Origin of the sequence: Listeria rocourtiae FSL F6-920 (assembly GCF_000525975.1) — a bacterium.
GTDB lineage: Bacteria > Bacillota > Bacilli > Lactobacillales > Listeriaceae > Listeria_A > Listeria_A rocourtiae.
The window spans coordinates 72,787-93,489 of sequence record NZ_AODK01000033.1; the positions used below are offsets into that span (position 1 = coordinate 72,787).

Genomic DNA, 20,703 nt, shown 5'->3' on the forward strand with positions numbered 1-20,703 from the left:
TTATAATAAGTACTAAAGATTACGTACCGAAAATAGGAGAAAGGAAGTTAGGAAATGAAAAAAAATCACGCCGAAGCTAATCTGTGCTTGGATTAAACAACGGGAAGATGAGTCGAATAAAGGTGATTATGGTCGTGCTCTATTAATCGGTGGAAATGAACGACTCGGTGGCGCGATTATTATGGCAGCACAAGGAACAATTTATAGTGGCGCTGGCCTTGTAACAGTGGCAACGCATCCCGTAAACCGTTCGGCACTTCATGCAAGACTTCCTGAGGCCATGTGTCTTGATTTCAATGACACAGAGTACTTGTTAGAAGTACTGCCACAATTTGATACAATTTTAATAGGACCTGGACTTGGTTTAGGTGATACCGCGCAGCGACTTCTATCACTTGTTTGTGAACATGCCCATGTGGGTCAACGGATTGTAATGGATGGTGATGCAATCACTTTATACGCCTCACAAAATTTCAAAAAACCGGAGACGACACTTATTTTCACGCCACATCGTAAAGAGTGGGAAAGATTAACGCATATGGATACCGAAGATTTGGATGATATGAAAAACCAAGATTTCGCGACTAACTTGGATGCGATTGTTGTTTTGAAAGATCATCGTACACGTGTTTATATCGAGGATGATATTTGGCAGAATATATACGGAACGCCTGCAATGGCAACTGGTGGCATGGGCGATACGCTTGCCGGTATGGTTGCGGGATTACTCGGCCAATTAGAAAAGTCAAAACACGCCGTCCTCACAGCTGTATTTTTGCATAGTTATATCGGAGAAACACTTGCGAAAAAGAAGTATGTTGTCTTACCAACCGAAGTCGCCGAACAGATTCCCTATTATTTGAAGAAATTTAGCGAAACAGATGATAACCCCTATTAATAAAATCAAGTAAAGCCTACAAACTTATCCAATGTGGACGGTTTGCAGGCTTTTTGGCTATTTTGAAGCTTATTAGATGTAGAATTTTCTTACTCAAAAAGCCTGCAGAGTCTATTCATAATCTGCAAGCTTCGATTTTATTCTTTTGTTCTTGGTAGTTTTAGTCCAATTGTCATTCCAAATAATAAGGCGCCTAAAATGATAAATGGCATTGCAAACCAAGTTGTATAGTTCAGATAAATCGCCGCGAGCCCTGTAAGGACGCAGATAACACCGAATAGTAAACAGACGCGAGCTCTCCTTGCTTCTGTTGACCTTTTTCTTGTTCGTTTTTCCATGCTGTTGTGCCTCCCTTTTATGCTTTTATTCGTAGTTTCCGGCGAATTGTTGCGGCTCTTGGACCAAATACTTTATCAAATAGTCGTAATCTTAAGCTGAGATAACCATAAACCAATGCACCCACTCCACCGCAAAGGATGAGTAAAAGCATTGAACTAAATTTTGACTCTGGGTTAATAAACAACGTGAAACCTTGGTATGCAAGCAATACAGCAATCGCCATTACTAAGTTAAGAATCAACATCAAAACCGTTCTTCTTAAGATAACGCTGAAATTATAGTTCGCATATTTCCTGATAATAATCATCGCAAAAATCACGGAAACAGTATAGCCAAGACCAGTTGCAGCAACAGAACCACGCGCACCCATCCACATCATTAGCGGCATTTGAAAAATTGATTTCGTCAACAAACCGATGAGTAAACTCAAAATAGTGAATCGTTGTTCGTCAATCCCTTGTAAAATTGCGGCTGTTACGCTGAATAGAGACAATAGAATCGCTACTGGCGCATAGAATGCCAAGATTTGAATTCCCGCCGGATCATGCTCATAAAACACCGTGTAGAGCGGTTCTGCAAGTAAAGCCATCCCGATACAAGCTGGTAATGTGATGAACAATAATACTTGAAAAACATCATTTAATTGCTTTTTCACATTTTCTTGTTCGCCGCGCGCATAGGCAGCTGTCACAAGTGGTACAATCGTCATCGAAAACGCAGTCGCCAAGCTGACAGGAATGATGACTAGTTTTTGCGCACTAAAGTTAACGATACCTAGTAAATTCTCAGCTTCGTGCCCGCTATAGCCAATCCATGTTAAAATACGACCAAAAGTGAACTGATCAATTTGTTGATATAGCGAACTTGCAATACCGACAACAACGAACGGAATAGCAGTAATGAAGATATCTTTATACATCGATGGTAATGAAACCTTAACTTCGCCTTTACTAGTCCGTTGCAATGCATCGAGTCCTTTTTTTCGCTTGAAAAAGTACCAGAGCAGGCAAACAATGCTCGCCAAAGCACCGATAAATGCGGCAAATGTCGCAATACTAATTGCACTAACAACTGTACCTTGCAAGATATATAGAACCGTTGCAGAACCAACAAGTAAAAAGGCAATACGAACAATTTGCTCAATGACTTGAGAAACCGCAGAAGGTCCCATTGATTGATAACCTTGAAAAAAGCCACGAATCAGACTCATAACAGGAATAACGATAAGCGCGAAGCTGACCGCACGAATAACGCCCGTCACATCCTCCACTGTATAGCCGCTACCCTCAATCGATTGTAGCCCTGCAAGTACAGGTGCCAAAGCATACATCGCGATAAAGCTAACAACACCTGTTGCAAGCATTAAATAAACGCCCGTTCGAAATAAACGCCGCCCAATTTCATACTCACCGATTGCATTATATTTCGCGACATATTTTGCTACCGCAAGCGGAACACCCGCCGTTGCAATTCCTAGAAAAATTTGATATGGGACATACCCAAAATTATACAAAGTCATTGGTCCAGCGCCACCCATAATCCAATAAAACGGAATGACATAAAACAGACCTAAGAATTTAGAAATAAACGTTCCTAACGTTAAAATGAAAGTTCCTCGAAGTAGTTTTGATGAAGACATAGACCTCGTCCTTTATTGTAAAGTGCTCTTTTCTTGAGCCGATGAATAACACTCGCTTTTTCATGAAATGCTGATTTGTTTAAAACTCAACTAAATTTTAGTTTACTCCTTCTTGCACAACCTTGCAATGATTAGTTGAAAATAAATAAAAAAAAACGGAAAAATATCCGCTTTTTTCTACTACTATCTAGTTTTGCTTGCTTCATTAATAAATTTACTAAGTTCTGCATGTTTCCCCTCATGCAGTAGTTGCACAACCTTGCTACCTACAATCACGCCATCACAAACAGCTGAAAATCTTGCGACATGCTCCAAATTCGAAATTCCAAAGCCGGCCAAAACTGGTACTGAACTAATTGTTTTTAAGTATATCAAATTTTCATCAATCTTATCGCCAAACACCGCGCGCTCGCCAGTCGTTCCGTTTACTGTCACGGCATAAATGAAGCCTTGTGCTTGCTTCGCAATCATTTTCATCCGTTCTTTAGGGCTCGTCAGCGAAATTAATGGAATCAGGGCTATATCTGTATTTTCCAAATGTGGCAGGATAAAATCACGGTGCTCATACGGTAAATCAGGAATAATCAATCCTTTGATTGGTGTTTTTTTTGCAAGTTCAATGAATTTTTCTACACCAAGGTGATAAATTGGATTAAAATAACTCATCACGACTAGCGGAATCTCGATTTTACTCATTGTCAGAACATCTAGAATCTGCTCAAGGCTTATATTATCCGCCAAAGCACGTGCACCAGCTTTTTGAATCACTGGGCCGTCCGCTACTGGATCAGAGAAGGGTATGCCGAGCTCGATTGCTGTTGCTCCTGCATCACTTAGAAGTTGCATTTGTTTTTCTAACTGGTCAAGTCCACCATCACCCGCCATCATATATGGAACTACGGCTAAATTAGCTTGTTCAATCGCGTTTTGTAATTTCATTTGTCACCTTCCCCTTTCAAACGGGCACGTATTTGATCCACATCTTTATCGCCACGGCCAGACAAGCAAACAACGATGCTCTCTTCTGGATTCATTTTGCCAGCTAGTTCTACTGCAAAAGAGATTGCATGTGAGCTTTCTAACGCTGGAATGATTCCTTCGGTACGGCAAAGTAATTGGAAAGCTTCTACGGCCTCGTTATCTGTTACAGAAGCATAGGTGGCACGCCCTTCATCTCGTAAAAAACTGTGCTCCGGACCAATTCCTGGATAATCTAGACCTGCGGAAATGGAATAAGCCTCTTGAATCTGACCCGCATCATCTTGTAAAATATGCATCATCGCACCGTGCAAAACACCAACTTCGCCTTTGGAAAGTGATGCGGCATGAAATGCAGTGTCTAGACCAGAACCAGCGGCCTCAACGCCATACATTTTAACCGACATATCATTTACAAATGGATAAAAAAGCCCCATCGAGTTACTGCCACCACCAATACAAGCTACTATTGCGTCTGGCAAGCGATTTTCCTTTTCTAAATGTTGCGCACGCGCTTCTAAGCCAATCACGCTTTGGAAATCACGAACAATCTGTGGAAATGGATGGGGGCCTAAAACCGAGCCCATTATATAATGCGTATCTTCCACATTAGCCACCCAATAGCGCAATGCCTCATTCACGGCATCTTTTAACGTGCCATTTCCGCCTGACACGCTAACTACTTTCGCACCAAGCAACTCCATACGGAAAACATTCAACTGCTGGCGTCGAATATCTTCTTCTCCCATAAAAATCGTGCAGTCGAGGTTAAACAAAGCGGCCACAGTTGCTGTCGCCACGCCATGTTGTCCAGCGCCAGTTTCCGCTACTACTTTCTTTTTCCCCATTTGACGCGTCAACAGAGCTTGCCCGATGCAATTATTGATTTTATGCGCGCCAGTATGATTCAAATCTTCTCGCTTTAAGTAAATTTTAGCGCCACCTGCATGCGCCGTTAATTGTTCCGCAAAATAAAGCGGAGACTCGCGCCCAACATAATCGCGTAAATAATAGCTCAATTCTTTTTGAAATGCCTCATCTGTTTTTGAAATTTCATAAGCTTCTTGTAACTCTGTGACAGCTTTCATCAATGTTTCTGGAACAAATTTTCCACCGTAATTCCCATAGAAACCGGCTTTATTCGGTACATTATAACTCATTTTCAGGACTCCTTCGCTTTTTGAATGAATTTTATTATTTTTTCCGGATCTTTTGTCCCGTCCGTTTCGACACCGGAAGATACGTCCACAGCAAACGGTTGGAATTGCTGGATAGCCGTGGTAACATTCGTCACATCCAAGCCACCCGCAATCATTAGCCGCTCCTTAGGCAAACATTGCTTCACAACCGCCTGCCAATCAAACGTTTCGCCGTGTCCTGCAATTGGGGCATCAAGCAAAATCAAGCTGTTCGGATACATTGCTACGTCACCATTAATCTTCCCATTCTTTACTTGAAACGCCTTAATTGTTGGATAATTAATGTTGGCTAAGTCTGCCGCTGTCTCCTGTCCGTGACACTGCACGATATCTAATGGTACTAGTGCTGCAATTCTGTTGATTTCCGCAGGGGTTTCATTGACAAAAACACCTACTTTTTTGATATAACTCGGGACATTTCCAGCCAATATTCGCGCCTCGTCTGGTTTTACTTGGCGTTTACTCGGGGCAAAGACAAAACCAATCATTTCGGCTCCATGCGCTATAGCAACCTCGATATCAGATTGATATTTTAGTCCACAAATTTTGACCTGCGTCATAGTCTGCTCACCTTCAACGCACTTGCTGCTTGTTCCACTTGATTTGCTCGCATCAATGCTTCACCGACAAGAACCACACTGAAAGATTTGGCTACTCGCGCCACGTCCTCAGGCTCACGAATACCACTTTCGCTAATATAAAACGCATCCGACCGCGAGAATTCTCTTGCCACACGTTCACTCACCGCAATGTCCACCACAAAACTATGTAAGTCACGGTTATTCACGCCAATCAGTTTTGCACCTAGCTGCTCAGCAATCTTAAGTTCCACCTCATTATGCACTTCTACAAGCACCTCTAAATCGAGTGCTGATGCTTGCTTAAATAATGTCGTCAACGCTTGCTCTGATAAGGCCGCAACAATAAGCAACACAATAGATGCCCCTGCATTTTTCGCGCGAATTAATTGCTTTTCACTAATGATAAAGTCCTTGCATAAAACAGGAATGCCAACTGCTTGCGCTACAGCTCGCAAATCCTCAATATCTCCTTTAAAAAATTGCTGATCTGTCAACACCGAAATCGCCCCAGCACCAGTAGCTTCATAACTTTTCGCTTGAGCAACTGGATCAACATCTAAATTAATTGCTCCTTTCGACGGAGATGCCCGTTTTACTTCTGCAATCAACTGAACTACTGTAGTATTCTCTCTTAGAAAATCATAAAAATATGGTTTTTCACGCGGTAATTTAGCTTTTTCTAACGGCATTTCCGCCACTTCTTGCGCTTTTTTTGCTAAAATCTCTTCTAAAAATGTCATCCTACTAATCGCTCCTTCTGACAAGCCAATAATTGTGTTAATTTGGCATAAGCCGCGCCACTATCCAATAAGTCTCGTGCCATTTCAATTCCTAATTCCAACGTTCCCACTTTCCCATGTGCCAGCAAACCAAGGCCTGCATTCAAAATCACCGTATCATAAAACGCACTCGGCTCTGCTTTTAAAACTGACAGCAAAATTTCCGCATTTCGTTTCGCATCGCCGCCTCGAATCGCCGCTAAATCACGCCTTTCTAAACCGACATCCTCCGGCAAAAAAGTATAGAGTGACACTTCACCATTTTCTAGTAACGCATAGTGATTCTCACCCGCAAGTGAAGCCTCATCCATGAAACCACCACCGTTCACTACAATCGCGCGCTTTCTACCTAATTTCCCAAGTACTTGCGCCGTTTGCTCCAATAAATCACGACGATAAATTCCCATCAATTGCGTTTCCAACTTCACCGGATTCGTAAGCGGTCCAATCAAATTGAAAATCGTTGGTGTATTCAACTCTCGGCGAACTTCCATCACATATTTCATTTTCGGATGCACATGTGGTGCGAACAAGAAGGCAATCCCAACATTCTCCAGTAAATATACCATGTCCTCTGCGCCAAGCGAAATATCAATGCCTAGCTCCTGACAAACATCCGCACTTCCCGACTTACTCGAAATACTACGATTCCCATGTTTCGCCACCTTTATACCAGCTGCTGCCAAAACAAAAGCTGAGGTTGTACTCACGTTGAAACTTAGCGATTTATCTCCGCCAGTACCGCAATTATCCATCGTATTCGTAGATGCAATCGGTAATGGAATCGCCACATCTTGCATCGTTTCTGCAATCGCCTGCATCTCTTCAATTGTTTCTCCTTTAATTTTTAAAGCCATCAAGAAAGCCGCGATTTGCGCCTGACTCAATTCACCAGCAAAAATGGCCGCAGCTACCTCTTCCATCTCCACTCGCATCAAATTCTGCTGATCATACACTTTCTGCAAATACGCTTCCATCGCGTTCACTCTCCTTCTCTACAATTGCTACAAAATTCGCCATCATTCGTTTGCCGTCTAATGTTCCAATGGACTCTGGATGAAACTGCAATCCATAAACCGGGAATCCACGTAACTGTATTGCCATAATTTCATCGTCATCCAATGATTTCGCTAAAATTTCTAATTTTTCAGGAAATGCAACCTTCTCCACAATTAGTGAGTGGTATCTCATGATTTCTAACGACACATCCAGTCCGTCAAAAATCGCACCCGCCGTCTGATGCATCACCGAAACCTTCCCATGCCTAATTACCTTAGCCTGACTCACCGTCCCGCCAAATACCTCGCCAATTGCCTGATGTCCCAAGCAAATACCTAACATTGGCTTTACCTTCGCAAATCGTCGTACAACCTCTTCTAAGAGTCCAGCCTCATTCGGTTTCCCAGGACCCGGCGACAACACAATTCCTGAAGCAACTTCCGCCATCTCCATCAAATCGGCTGCATCATTCCGACGAATCATAATTTCACCTGCGAATTCTGCCAAATACTGTTCTAAATTATACGTAAACGAATCATAATTATCGACCAATAAAATCATTTTCCAACCTCCAGTAACGCCTTCGCTTTTTGCAACGTTTCTAAATATTCACTCTCCGGATCCGAATCATACACAATACCAGCACCAGCCTGCACGTAAGCCGTCCCTTGATGCAATACCATAGTCCGAATTGCCAGAGCAAAATCACAATCTCCTTGATGCGTTAAGTAGCCAACTGCCCCTGCATAAGGCCCACGCTTTACATTTTCCCATTCATAGATACGTTCCATCGCTCGAATCTTCGGAGCACCACTTACCGTTCCAGCTGGCAAAACCGATTTCAGTGCGTCCATTGCAGTCAGCTCTGGTTTTAGCGTCCCTTCCACAACTGAAACTAAATGCATTAAAAAGCGATATCGCTCAATCGTCAAGTAAACCGGAACAAAAACGCTCCCCATCACCGCAACCTTTCCAATGTCATTCCGTCCCAAATCAACCAACATCCGATGCTCCGAAAGTTCCTTCTCATCGTGTAACAATTCATCTGCTAAGCGCTCGTCCTCTTGCTTCGTCACCCCACGTTTTCGCGTCCCAGCAATTGGATTCGTTATGACCACATCACCAGTCACACTCACCAAACTCTCTGGTGATGATCCAATCAATTTTGTCTCACCAAAATCTACAAAAAACAAGTACGGCGAAGGATTCAAAAGTCGCAATTTTCGATAATAATCAAATGCATCACCCAAAAAAGGGGCCTCCAAGCGCTGCGACAACACAATTTGGAAAAAGTCACCTTCTTTGATGTACCTTTTCGCTTTTTCAACTTGCATCATATATTCCGCTTTTGTGACATTACTCGAATAATCCATCGGCTTCACCACAATATTCCGTGACTCACGTGCCCCCGCCGTCACCAACTGCTCATGCATTCGATTAAGCGCCATCTGCATCTCACTTTCTGTCCGATTTGAGTAACAATTATCTTGAACCAGCGTTATTTCCTCTGCTTGATGATCCATAATCAAAAATGATTCATATAACATAAAATGAATATCTGCCAGTCCTTCTCGTGTCTCCTTAGGCACCTCGCCCAAATCTTCATATAAAGCAATGACATCATACCCAACATATCCAATCGCACCAGCCTCAAAAGGAAGCCTTTCCTCCGTTCTCGGTGCTTTGCGAATCATTTTATCAAGTTCTGCTAAAGGATCAGCCACTACGCTCTCCACCCCGTCAAACACAAATTGTTGTCCATGAACCTTAATCTCATGCACCGGGTCCATCGCAATAATGGAATATCTCCCAGCATCTGCATCTCTAGCTGCCCCCTCTAATAACGCTTTATTCTCTCCATCCAATCGCTCATATGCCAGAATTGCCGTAATCGTATCAGCATTCATTTTTCTCGTTAATTTCATCTCTCATTCCTCCAAATAGCCAGAATACAAAAAAAACCCTAAAGATTGCAGCTAAAAAGCTGCTTTCCTTAGAGGGCGAAATCGCGGTACCACCTCATATTTTATCTCATCGGGGTTTAGAATTTAAACCCCATCTCTGTAACGGGAGAACCCGGTAGCTCCTACTTTCATTGTTCAAAGCCACACGCGCAAGGACCACTTCGGCAAAATAATTCTATCAGTTCACACCGACCACTGACTCTCTGGGAAAATTGATTCTGCTTACTCTTCTTGCTTGATGTTTTATCATATATTTGATTTTCTATGTTCTTGTTAGTATATTTTATTACAGTTCTCTCTTGTTTGCCGCGCGTTCTGTTTATTTAACGCATATCTCGTGATTGACAGAAAAGAACCTCTAGCGGATGACACGCTCGCTTCGTAAGAACCCCAACAAAAAAGGGCCCCCATCCATACCTAATAAAATTAGATAAGGACGGGAGACCCGTGGTGCCACCTTTATTAATCGAAAAAACGATTCACTTAGTCCCACATGAAGTATGGGGTGCCTTGTGTAACGATAAGGCCTAATCGCTAACTCCTACTGAGGAAATTCCCGTTCAGTTTAGTTGCTCCGAAGTCCATTCACATTACTTCTGCTACTGATTCACACCAACCATCAGCTCTCTTTAAACATCCATCATGCTACTTACTCTTCATCTACGCATTCATTAATATAAAACCTATATTAGCGGATATCAGATACAAAGTCAAGTCTTTTTCTATGTTTGCTTTTATGTAGTAATAGACTCACGATTCCCTAAAACGATTCGTTGCTTCTCGTGATGTTCTAATCTGCTCAATCATCTCTTCATAGTGATGCGAGGCGTAGAAATAGAATAAAATATCAATCACCAAAAACTGTGCTTGTCTTGAACTCGTTGCCGCACTTCTAAGCTCTGTTTCAGGTGCGCGTGATGTCTCAAGTGAAATCGCCGCTCGCTGTTTCAATTTATTTTGTCCGAAACGTGTCAAACTAAGTAATTCTAGACCATTATTCAACGCCTCATCAGCCAATTGCAGCACTTCGCTCGTTTCACCGCTATTCGAAATCGCAAAGAAAACCGCATTTTTAGATCCCGCAGCAAAAGCCATCGCTAAAATGTGAGGGTCGGCAATCGCAATCGCATGTTTCCCAGCACGCATCCATTTTTGTGCAATATCCTCAGCAATCAGCCACGATGCACCAACGCCGTACGCATAAATCGTATCAGCTTTGTATAAAATCTCGCATGCTTGCATTATCTTCTCTTTCTCCAACTGCCCCACTGTATCATTTAGTGTCTGCACCGTATTTGAAACTAGTTTTCGCGTAATTTCTTCAAACTCTTCGTTCGGCTCAATATCATAATAGCCAGTCTTCTCTGGTTTTACAAGTTCAACAGACAACTTCATTTTTAACTCGGGAAAACCTTCTAACCCCATCGAATGGCAAAAACGAATCACCGCAGCGCCACTTGCACCAGAATTTTCAGCTAATTCGTGAATCGACATTTTTACAATCTTGCTAGGATCAGCTAATATCGCGCGTCCTACTTTTGCCTCTGATTTCGGCAGTTCTTCCAGAATACCTTGAATTCGATTAATTACGCTTCCCATTATGTTCGTTGCCGCCTCCTTCGAATAGATTCCATGCTTCAATTATAACATGAGAGTAAGCTATATAACAAAAAAGTGAGAGGTGCCTGGATAAAGGCTTAATGAGCAGATTATTAAGTTAAGAAATAATCTACTCCATTCTATTATCATTTCCTCTAACATCTAACTTAACCAAAATATCCTTCCATTTAAGACTAATAGTTCATATATATGCATTTTATTTGATTATAAATACAAAATAAGGTATAATTATAAGTAAATAGATATTCTATGAATATATTTTTAAGGAGTTAACACACATGAAAAAAAATAATTAAATTTACTTATTGCATTGGTTTTAGCTACTACTATCAGTATCTCAGCTATACCTCTTGCGACAAACGCAGCATCAGCCGGTACAAAATACACTCATAATCACGTTGGCTATACTTGCTACAAAATGTCATATTATATAAGTCCAGCACAGGCAAAAAAGGTAAAAGCACAAACTAAAAAGCTGAATACAATTGCATCTATAACAAATTTTATTGGATTAAGTGGTTTTACAGCAGGAGTTGCATCACTTGCTTTCGGTTCAGCTGTTGATGCTAATCAAGTATTTGTGAGTGCCGCAAATAAGAATAAGGGAGTTCAAGTTACTTATATCTCTCACTTTAGTAACTACACTACCGATAGCTATATGTCTAATGCAAAATACGTCATAAAGTAAAAAGGAGTAGCAAAAATGAGTGCGACAAGACTATCTATGATTTTTGCACCCTTTATAGGTATGTCATTGTACTTTATACTTACTTCAAATGACTTCTTCTTATATTTTGGAGTTCCTGCGATCATTATTGTCAATATTATAAGAGTCATAGGTACTGTATAGGAAGAAAAATATAAAACTAATTAAATTTCGCAATGCTAATATGCCCCCCCCCTAAGGTTTAACCCTAGGGGGGATTTATAGTTCTGCATTTATTTCCGATTTGGTTGGTAAATCACTCTCATTTTTTTTATTCTTCTACTACTTCCATTGCATCTTTTGGAACACCCCATAGATATGTTAAGACGAAGCCACCAAGATATGCCGCTAGTAAACCAATTATATATTCAAACCATGTGTTATTAGCGATAAGCGGGATTAGCGCTACACCAGATGGACCGATTGCGATGGCACCAACATTACCGAAGAATCCGATAATTGCTCCCCCGATACCACCACCAAGACATGCCGTGATAAATGGACGACCAAGCGGAACAGTAACACCGTAGATTAACGGTTCACCAATACCTAAAATACCTACTGGCAAACCACCTTTAATCATCGTAACTAAAGGCTTATTTTTACGACAACGCATCCAGATTGCAATTGACGCGCCGACTTGTCCCCCGCCTGCCATAGCAAGCATTGGTAGTAAGATTGTATAACCATCTTGGGCAATCATTTCAACATGAATCGGAGTCAAAACTTGGTGCAATCCAAGCATTACCATTGGTAGGAATAGCGTCCCTAGAACAAATCCAGCGAACAATCCACCTTTTGCGATAATCCAGTTGATGCTCCCTACTAAACTTGTTGAAATAACGCCAGCAAATGGCATGATGATGAAAATCGTGAACAAACCAATAATTAGTAACGCTAGCATCGGAGTCAAGATAATATCTAGTGAATTTGGAATCCATTTACGTAAAAATTTCTCGACAACACATAGCAAGTACGCGGCTAAAAGCACACCGATAATACCACCCTGTCCTGGAGCCATATCGCTACCGTTGAAGATGTTTTTAATTGGTAGTTCTGGTGTAACGCCTATGAGTAATGTTATTCCACCAACGGCACCACCAAGTACTGGCGTCCCACCAAATTCTTGAGCTGTGTTAATACCTACATAAATCACAAGGAAATAGAAAATACCATTTTTAATAGCGTTTAAAACTGTAATATATTGCATCCATGTCCCAGCATCTAAATTGCCTGCTTGAATATTATTAAACATTATTGCTGCAATACCAGCGATTAAACCCGCACCAACGAAACCTGGAATTAGCGGCACAAAAATGTTCGCGATGGATTTCAGTAAACGCTTGAATCCAGATGTATTATTTTGTTTCTTTTTCAACTCAGCCTTTGTTGCTGCGGCCTTTTCTTCCACTAACTCTTTACCGGTTTTAGCCGTTGATTGCGACAAATTCCCATCAAGATTTTCCGGTAGTGTTTCACCTAGTTTCACACCTGCCATTTCACACATTGCACCTGCCACTTTATTCACGAAACCAGGTCCAACGATGATTTGGAGCGTATCATCTTCTACAACACCGAGAACACCTGGTGCCTTTTTCAATCCTTCTACGTTGACTTTATCTGTATCTTTAATACCTAAGCGCACGCGAGTCATACAATGCGCGATTTTAGAAACGTTACCGATTCCTCCGACTTCCTCAAAAATCTTTTGACCTAAATCTTGCTCTTTACTCATTTCTAATGCCTCCCTTTAGTCTAATGTGCGTCTGATAAAACCATCCGCTGATGCTAATTTCTCCGTGGCTGTCGCAAGGTCTGAATTCGTTAAAATCATGACAATTGCTGTTTTTACGTGTTGTCCTGCTAATTCAAAATGTTTCTCTGCTGTTTCATAATCACATTCTGTCGCTTCCATGATGATGCGCTTTGAGCGTTCTACCAGTTTTTCATTCGTCGGCATCACGTCAACCATCAAGTTCTTATATACTTTCCCAATTCCAATCATCGAAACCGTCGAAATCATATTTAAAACTAATTTTTTGTGCTGTTCCCGCTTTCAAACGTGTCGATCCTGTCAAAATTTCTGGACCACAATCTACTTCAATCGCCGTATCCGCGTGTTTTGAAATCGCGGCGTTCGTGTTACAAGATAAAGCTCCTGTTTGCGCGCCAACTTCCTTGGCATAATCAAGTGCACCAATTACATAAGGCGTACGGCCACTCGCAGCGATTCCTAAGACAAAATCATTCGCCGTCAAAGAAATGCTCTGTAAATCTTCCTTACCCAAAAGCGCTGAATCTTCCGCACCTTCAACCGCTTGTAGAAACGCTTTCTCACCACCTGCAATCAAGCCTACAACCATTGTTGCGGGCACTCCAAATGTCGGCACACATTCCGCAGCATCAAGAACACCAAGTCGGCCACTTGTTCCAGCCCCTAGGTAAATCAGGCGTCCACCTTTTTTAAAGCTCTCAATCACACCATTGATAACGGTTTCAATCGATACCAAACTTGACGCGATGGCCACTGGTACTTTTGCATCTTCTTCATTCATAATCTGCAATGCTTCTTTCACCGTAAGTGTATCTAAAGATGTCGTTTTTTTCATTTCTTTTTTCCGTGGATAAATTCTCTAACATAAGAACACCTCTTTCATGTGTTTATTGTAACTCATACGGAATTAAATTTCAATAATTATTTTAAAATAATGAAATAAAATTTCAAAAATAAAAGTAAAAAACGCCTTAACCGTTACGCTAAGACGCTTTTCATTATTACTCTACTACTGCTAGCTCTGTTACTTTAACATGTTTCTTGAAATTTTTCGCCAGTTTTTTTATTATAATTCGTATTCTGATCCGTCCAGTCTGTTCCACGCTGAGTTGGCCAGCCAGAAGTGTTCGCAATATAAGTTAGCATCTGAATCCCTTCAAGACCTTTCACCTGAGCGCGATCATAGGCTCTTGTCATGTTTGTAATCGCGATTTCGATGTTCTCTTCGGGCTTCAGTAATTCATCATCCGTCATTTCTTCTGGAGCCAAGCCACCGCGATGAAGCTGGAATAAACCATAAGAAGTTCCAGCATCCCCAATCGTTTTAGGATCAAAGCCACTTTCTGTTTCAGCAATTGAGAGCGGAATCCAAGCTGGTATATCATGTTTTTTTGCTGTTTCTTTAATCATATCCATCATAGCAACACGCTGCTGGTGCTGATCATAGAAATGAAAAACCAATGCACATGCCGCTAGTACGCCTAATATAAAAATAAATGTCTCTCTTTTCATCGCCTTAACCTCTCATTATCTGTATTTTAGTTACTGTTTGTATTTGTATCGTTTGGTCGGTCTGCCATATTTTTAAGATAAGCAAGATTACAAGAACGAAAACAAGCACGATACTTGCTATAATATTTTTTGTTTTCATGCTTGTCCTCCTCTCACTTACTCCAATCGATCAAAAATAAGATAGAACGTAATCCAACCTTCATCAATCATAGCACCATATTTAAATTCATGTTGCTCCATCACCGTTTGCACAATCGCAAGCCCTAGCCCAGTTCCTGAATAATTCTTATTTCGTGAGGCTTCTCTTACATAAAATGGCTTCCAAATATGACCTAACGTTTCTTGACTCACAATCGTCGTTTCATTTTTAATTGCAAAATAAACTTTATTATCTCGCTCTGCCCATTCGATTTTGATTTGTTTCGTCGTCGCGTATTTCACCGCATTCGTAATTAAATTATTGAACACCATTTCCAATTTAGCTTTATCCGCCAAAATACTCACTTCTGGGCTGATTTCTGATTTTATGCGAATATCCATACCCGTTGTTTCTTGATAATTTGTGAGTAACTCATCGAATAGCTTCCGAACTTGGATTTTTTCCAAACGAAGTGGATCAACTTCCATTTTTGAAAAACGCAATAATTCTTCAATAATCGCCGAAATATGGTTGGTTTGCTTCACAATTGTTGCCATGTAAGTTCCGTCGTCCAAACCATCTTGGATACCCATACTGTAGGCTTTGATTAGAGCGAGCGGTGTTTTCAATTCATGCGTTAAATCAGCCATAAAATATTTCAAATCTTTGTTTCTACGAAGTAAGGCATGATGGGCTTTCTTTAGGTCATCACTCATCACATTAATACTCGTAGCCAAATCCTCTAATTCATCCTTTGTTTCAACCGTCACTTTCTCAAACTCCAATTTTGAAATCTGGTTCGCCACAATTTTTAACTCTTCAAGCGGCTTCGTGATTTTTCGGGACAAAAAGCCAGTTAAGGCAACAACTAAGATGGATCCGAACAACATCAGCATCAAGTTAAATTCATTAATGACTTTTGCCGTTTCATCATAATATGCAATCGAAACTCCTGCCATAATTAACAAGCCATCCTTCTCATTCATGCTTACTAGAAAACTTGATTTTTGCTTCCCTTGGTCATACAACTTAGTAATGATCGCGCCTTTTTTGAGTTCCTCCAGCGTCTCGCCAGTTATCCAAAAACGATTTAGAGCAATACGTTTCTGCGCTAGGTCCAATCGCAGCATTTCATTAAGATCATCCACATTATTACTCATTCGCTCTGAAACAATTGTTACGTCATATTTCGCTTCCAGTATTCCTAAGTCACTCTCGATCTGTAACTTATCCCACCGATCGACCTCTTTCATTGCTTGTGTCACTTTCTGTTTCATCTCATAATGATAATATTTAGGTAGGAAAAATTGATTCACGAGCATGGATAACGCAAAAACACCAATCACGACTGCTGAAATACGCCATGTTAGTTTTCTGCCAAGTTTACTCATTTCCAACCTCAATACTGTAGCCCATCCCGCGATGTGTTTTTATCAGCCCGTCACCAATCTTTTCGCGAAGTCGTCTAATATGCGTATCTACTGTGCGCTCTTCTCCTTCGTAATCAATGCCCCAAACAATGTCTAACAGCTGATTCCGATTCAAAATTGCGCCTTTATTTTGATACAAAACACGCATCAATTCATATTCCTTTTTCGTGGCATTAATATCCGTACCTGCTTTAAATAATTTCTTGGCGTATGTATCAATCGTGATATCTGCCACCTCAAAACAGTTCTGAAAACCAGTTAAATTCTTCGCGCGAACAAGTAATGCTTTCGGGAAAAATGGTTTCTTCACGTAATCATCTGCTCCAGCTTCTAGTGCGTGACATTCGTCTTCGCCCTCACTTTTTGCCGTCAACATCATCACTTTCACTGAACCCGATGCCTTCATTTCCTTGCATACTTCCACACCATTCATACCCGGCATCATCCAATCTAATACCGCTAAATCTAACTTTTCACGATAAAAAATCTCTAAAGCTTCCTCTCCGTTTTCCGCTTGAAAAACAGTAAAGCCCTCTTTTTCAAAATAAGCACACAAAATTTTTAACATATCTTTTTGATCATCTGCAATTAATACATTCATTGTTCATCATCCTAGTAGTTCTTTTTTTCCATCATACCATAGATTTATGACACAAAATTGACAAAAAACAAACCTTTAGAATTTCTTTAAAAACAAAAAAGTCCTCCCAACCAAATTTCCAGTTAGGAGGACAACATATATCGTTTAATTTGCTACAATGTTTACTAATTTACCTGGTACCGCGATAACTTTACGGACAGTTTTCCCAGTAATTTCTTCGTTGATTTTGTCGTTAGCCCGAGCGATTTGCTCTAGCTCTTCACGGCTTAAGTCTTTAGCTACCGTGACTTTTGCTCTCACCTTACCATTAACTTGCAACACGATTTCCACTTCATCTTCTACCAATTTTGAAGCGTCAAATGTTGGCCATGGCTCATAAGCAATTGTTTCAGCATGACCGAGACGGCTCCATAATTCCTCTGCTACATGTGGCGCAATCGGTGAAAGTAGTTGAACGAAGCCTTCTATATAGTTTTTCGGAATCGTTGTCGCTTTGTAAGCATCATTGATGAAGATCATCAATTGCGAAATACCAGTATTAAAACGCATATTTTCGTAATGCTCTGTGACCATTTTCACCATTTGATGATAAGATTTCTCAAGATTAAGATTAGCATCCGGTGTAATTTTAGCATTTATTTCACCAGTCGCTTCCTCAATAAACAAGCGCCAAACGCGGTCTAGGAACTTACGTGCTCCCTCTAGACCATTTGCGTTCCATGGAATCGATGCTTCAAGTGGTCCCATAAACATTTCGTAAAGGCGTAGTGTGTCAGCACCATATTGCTCCACTACATCATCTGGGTTAACAACATTGCCACGAGATTTACTCATCTTCTCATTATTATCCCCTAAAATCATGCCTTGATTAAACAGCTTTTGGAATGGTTCTTTCGTTGGCACTACACCGATATCGTACAAGAATTTATGCCAGAATCGTGCGTATAGCAAATGCAAAACGGCGTGCTCAGCACCACCAATATAAACGTCTACTGGAAGCCATTTTTCAAGTTTTTCTTTATCAGCTAAAACATCGTTATTTGTAGGGTCAATATAGCGCAAGAAATACCAGCTAGAGCCAGCCCATTGTGGCATCGTATTCGTTTCGCGTAGCCCTTTACGCCCATTCACATCGACAACATTTACCCAATCTGTCAAGTTAGCAAGCGGTGATTCACCCGTTCCTGATGGCTTAATCTCTGTTGCCTTTGGAAGAAGTAGTGGCAATTCTTGTTCTGGAATCGTCGTTGTTTCGCCATCTTCCCAATGAATCACAGGAATCGGTTCACCCCAATAGCGCTGCCGACTAAACAACCAATCACGCAGACGGAAACTAATTTTACGCGTGCCTGCTTTGTTTTCTTCGAGCCAATCAATTATTTTTGCAATGGCATCATCTTTATTCAGGCCATCGAGAAACTCCGAATTGATATGATCGCCGTCACCTGTATAAGCTTCTTCTGCCACATTTCCACCTGCAAGGACAGGTTTTATAGTCAATTGGAATTGTTTGGCAAACGCATAATCACGCTCATCGTGTGCTGGAACCGCCATAATCGCACCAGTTCCGTATTGAATCAAGACGTAATCAGCAATCCAAATTGGCATTTCTTCGCCATTCACCGGATTAATCGCAAACGCTCCGGTAAAAACACCCGTCTTATCCTTAGCAAGATCCGTGCGTTCCAACTCACTTTTTAGCTCAACCTGTTTTTGATACGCCGTTACCGCCTCTTTTTGATCCGCTGTCACAATTCTATCAACCAAGTCATGCTCTGGCGCTAGAACGGCATACGTTGCTCCAAAAAGCGTATCAGGACGCGTCGTAAACACTGTAAAGTTTGCATCGCTACCCTTCACTTGAAACGCAACTTCCGCCCCTTCCGAGCGTCCGATCCAATTACGTTGCATATCTTTAATATTCTCCGGCCAATCAACCAAATCTAGATCATCTAGTAAACGATCCGCATATGCCGTAATTTTAAGCATCCATTGACGCATCGGTTTGCGGAAAACCGGATGTCCACCACGCTCACTTTTACCGTCGATAACTTCCTCATTCGCAAGTACCGTACCGAGCGCTGGACACCAGTTTACAGCAACTTCCGCCTCATATGCCAATCCTTTTTCGTACAGCTTCGTGAAAATCCATTGCGTCCATTTATAATAATTCGGATCAGTCGTATTGATTTCACGATCCCAGTCATAAGAAAAGCCAAGCGACTTGATTTGACGCGTAAAATTTTCAATGTTATGCGCCGTAAATGCAGCAGGATCATTCCCAGTGTCAATCGCGTACTGCTCTGCTGGCAACCCAAACGCATCCCAACCAATCGGATGAAGTACATTAAACCCTTGCATTCGCTTCATGCGTGAAATAATATCCGTCGCTGTATATCCTTCTGGATGCCCGACATGGAGGCCTGAGCCAGACGGATAAGGAAACATATCAAGTGCATAAAAATTCGGCTTATCCGCATCCTCCGTCGTTTTAAAAATCTTCTCGTCTTCCCATTTCTTTTGCCATTTTGGCTCCATTTCTTTGTGATTAAATGTCATAATCCAATAACTCCCTCTCTAATACTTGCTACAAAACAAAAAATCCCACAGCAAAAAAATGCCATGGGACGAGGGTACAAAAACCCCCGCGGTACCACCCAAATTAGTGTTTCCACTCAACTCAACAATTCCTTAACGCGGAAGAATACGGTGGCTTTCACCACATCTATGCGTGCCGAGGCAAGTTCATGCATCTTTTACGTGTGACTCGCACCAACCGTCACCTCTCTAAACGCCAAGATTTACACTACTACTCCTCTTCTACTACTTCATCAATAGCTCTATTGTAGCCTATCCAACGTACTTTGACAACCCTTTAAATTGGGGCTTTATCGAGCGATGTTAACCAAACCATCTCAACTTTATCGTCCCAAAAACCAAAGCGTAATTCGATATTATTATCTTTATCTTCATATACAAGCTCTTGTTCGTAGCGATCAGACTTTGATAAATCACGATAGGCCGAACCATACGTGCTTATTACCTTATCGACAGAATCACCAAACTTGATACCACGACTAGTTGTTAATTTATCGCTTGCATATTCGATATGTATCGCCCGATTTTTATCCGCGTTTTCGATAGAGATCCAATAAGTTGCTTTCTCTTTTTTCTTCGGAACGAGCACTTTAATCTCTTTTTGCAAGCTTTTATCGGATACTGGTTTCGATTTAAAATCATTTTTCTCTATCTCTGGAGACAACACTTGATTAATCTTAATTCCATTTACCGATTCCGCCGAAAGATCTGTTGAGGCAACTTGTTTATGGATTTCATGATACGGACTGCCCGTTACAAAAAACGTTTGCCTGAAAAAAAATCGCCATCATTGCAGCTAGCAGTACGAGAGCTGCGATACCAATCCAATGTTTTCGAATGTTTATTTTCCCGTAAAAGGCTGTGATGACCATCAAACAAATAATCGCCAACACGAGATATACAATTATCATTTCCCCACTTCTTTCGCTTTCCCAATTTCACCTAAA

At 41.2% G+C, this 20,703-nt stretch carries 19 protein-coding genes, 1 pseudogene and 3 other annotated features; of the genes and pseudogenes, 2 read left to right on the forward strand and 18 right to left on the reverse strand.

The window, feature by feature from the left end; genetic code table 11:
* Positions 1-64 precede the first annotated feature (64 nt).
* Positions 65-898, forward strand: coding sequence for an NAD(P)H-hydrate dehydratase (locus PROCOU_RS11370; protein WP_051994365.1), 834 nt, complete (start codon positions 65-67; stop codon positions 896-898).
* A gap of 137 nt (positions 899-1,035) precedes the next feature.
* On the opposite strand, the gene PROCOU_RS11375 is transcribed toward PROCOU_RS11370, so the two are convergent.
* The 10 genes from PROCOU_RS11375 to PROCOU_RS11420 form a co-directional block, all read right to left on the reverse strand.
* Positions 1,036-1,236 carry a hypothetical protein gene (locus PROCOU_RS11375; protein WP_036072510.1) on the reverse strand — a complete coding sequence of 67 codons (201 nt, stop codon included), beginning with the start codon at positions 1,234-1,236 and terminating at the stop codon, positions 1,036-1,038.
* 17 nt (positions 1,237-1,253) lie between these two features.
* Positions 1,254-2,876 carry a putative polysaccharide biosynthesis protein gene (locus PROCOU_RS11380; protein ID WP_036072512.1) on the reverse strand — a complete coding sequence of 541 codons (1,623 nt, stop codon included), beginning with the start codon at positions 2,874-2,876 and terminating at the stop codon, positions 1,254-1,256.
* Between the two features lie 183 nt (positions 2,877-3,059).
* On the reverse strand, positions 3,060-3,815 hold the full coding sequence (gene trpA / locus PROCOU_RS11385) for a tryptophan synthase subunit alpha (protein ID WP_036072514.1): 756 nt from the start codon (positions 3,813-3,815) through the stop codon (positions 3,060-3,062).
* Positions 3,812-5,014: a tryptophan synthase subunit beta gene (gene trpB / locus PROCOU_RS11390; protein ID WP_036072516.1), complete on the reverse strand. Its 1,203-nt coding sequence runs from the start codon at positions 5,012-5,014 to the stop codon at positions 3,812-3,814. Before trpB ends, trpA begins: the two co-directional genes overlap by 4 nt.
* 2 nt (positions 5,015-5,016) lie before the next feature.
* On the reverse strand, positions 5,017-5,613 hold the full coding sequence (locus tag PROCOU_RS11395) for a phosphoribosylanthranilate isomerase (RefSeq protein ID WP_036072518.1): 597 nt from the start codon (positions 5,611-5,613) through the stop codon (positions 5,017-5,019).
* Entirely contained in the window at positions 5,610-6,374 is a 765-nt protein-coding gene (trpC, locus tag PROCOU_RS11400) for an indole-3-glycerol phosphate synthase TrpC (RefSeq protein ID WP_036072520.1), read from the reverse strand. The genes PROCOU_RS11395 and trpC overlap by 4 nt, the downstream gene beginning before the upstream one ends.
* Entirely contained in the window at positions 6,371-7,390 is a 1,020-nt protein-coding gene (gene trpD, locus PROCOU_RS11405; RefSeq protein ID WP_036072523.1) for an anthranilate phosphoribosyltransferase, read from the reverse strand. Before trpD ends, trpC begins: the two co-directional genes overlap by 4 nt.
* Positions 7,362-7,973: an anthranilate synthase component II gene (locus tag PROCOU_RS11410; RefSeq protein ID WP_036072525.1), complete on the reverse strand. Its 612-nt coding sequence runs from the start codon at positions 7,971-7,973 to the stop codon at positions 7,362-7,364. The genes trpD and PROCOU_RS11410 overlap by 29 nt, the downstream gene beginning before the upstream one ends.
* Positions 7,970-9,337, reverse strand: a complete 1,368-nt coding sequence (gene trpE, locus PROCOU_RS11415) for an anthranilate synthase component I (protein ID WP_036072527.1) — start codon at positions 9,335-9,337, stop codon at positions 7,970-7,972. Before trpE ends, PROCOU_RS11410 begins: the two co-directional genes overlap by 4 nt.
* 68 nt (positions 9,338-9,405) lie before the next feature.
* Positions 9,406-9,624, reverse strand: a binding site (T-box leader).
* Between the two features lie 181 nt (positions 9,625-9,805).
* Positions 9,806-10,048: a binding site (T-box leader), on the reverse strand.
* A gap of 78 nt (positions 10,049-10,126) precedes the next feature.
* Positions 10,127-10,975 (reverse strand): MurR/RpiR family transcriptional regulator, encoded by an 849-nt coding sequence (locus PROCOU_RS11420; RefSeq protein WP_036072529.1) that lies wholly within the window; start codon positions 10,973-10,975, stop codon positions 10,127-10,129.
* Between the two features lie 331 nt (positions 10,976-11,306).
* On the opposite strand from PROCOU_RS11420, the gene bacA reads away from it, so the two are divergent.
* Positions 11,307-11,684, forward strand: coding sequence for a bacteriocin 51 precursor BacA (bacA, locus tag PROCOU_RS11425; RefSeq protein ID WP_279625189.1), 378 nt, complete (start codon positions 11,307-11,309; stop codon positions 11,682-11,684).
* 289 nt (positions 11,685-11,973) lie between these two features.
* Here bacA and PROCOU_RS11430 read toward each other — a convergent pair whose 3' ends face one another.
* The 8 genes and pseudogenes from PROCOU_RS11430 to PROCOU_RS17790 form a co-directional block, all read right to left on the reverse strand.
* Positions 11,974-13,437, reverse strand: a complete 1,464-nt coding sequence (locus PROCOU_RS11430; protein ID WP_036072533.1) for a PTS transporter subunit EIIC — start codon at positions 13,435-13,437, stop codon at positions 11,974-11,976.
* Positions 13,438-13,452: 15 nt separating this feature from the next.
* Positions 13,453-14,342, reverse strand: a pseudogene (murQ, locus tag PROCOU_RS11435) (N-acetylmuramic acid 6-phosphate etherase).
* 163 nt (positions 14,343-14,505) lie between these two features.
* Positions 14,506-14,988, reverse strand: coding sequence for a transglycosylase SLT domain-containing protein (locus PROCOU_RS11440; protein WP_036072534.1), 483 nt, complete (start codon positions 14,986-14,988; stop codon positions 14,506-14,508).
* A 156-nt stretch (positions 14,989-15,144) separates the two neighbouring features.
* Positions 15,145-16,518 carry a sensor histidine kinase gene (locus PROCOU_RS11445; protein ID WP_036072535.1) on the reverse strand — a complete coding sequence of 458 codons (1,374 nt, stop codon included), beginning with the start codon at positions 16,516-16,518 and terminating at the stop codon, positions 15,145-15,147.
* A complete protein-coding gene (locus tag PROCOU_RS11450) occupies positions 16,511-17,158 on the reverse strand; it encodes a response regulator transcription factor (RefSeq protein WP_036072537.1) in 648 nt (215 codons plus the stop codon). Before PROCOU_RS11450 ends, PROCOU_RS11445 begins: the two co-directional genes overlap by 8 nt.
* Positions 17,159-17,302: 144 nt before the next feature.
* On the reverse strand, positions 17,303-19,717 hold the full coding sequence (gene leuS / locus PROCOU_RS11455) for a leucine--tRNA ligase (RefSeq protein ID WP_036072539.1): 2,415 nt from the start codon (positions 19,715-19,717) through the stop codon (positions 17,303-17,305).
* A 61-nt stretch (positions 19,718-19,778) separates the two neighbouring features.
* Positions 19,779-19,991, reverse strand: a binding site (T-box leader).
* Positions 19,992-20,033: 42 nt separating this feature from the next.
* Positions 20,034-20,420 carry a hypothetical protein gene (locus PROCOU_RS11460; protein ID WP_149023663.1) on the reverse strand — a complete coding sequence of 129 codons (387 nt, stop codon included), beginning with the start codon at positions 20,418-20,420 and terminating at the stop codon, positions 20,034-20,036.
* Between the two features lie 70 nt (positions 20,421-20,490).
* A complete protein-coding gene (locus tag PROCOU_RS17790; RefSeq protein WP_159101216.1) occupies positions 20,491-20,667 on the reverse strand; it encodes a hypothetical protein in 177 nt (58 codons plus the stop codon).
* Between the last annotated feature and the right edge of the window lie 36 nt (positions 20,668-20,703).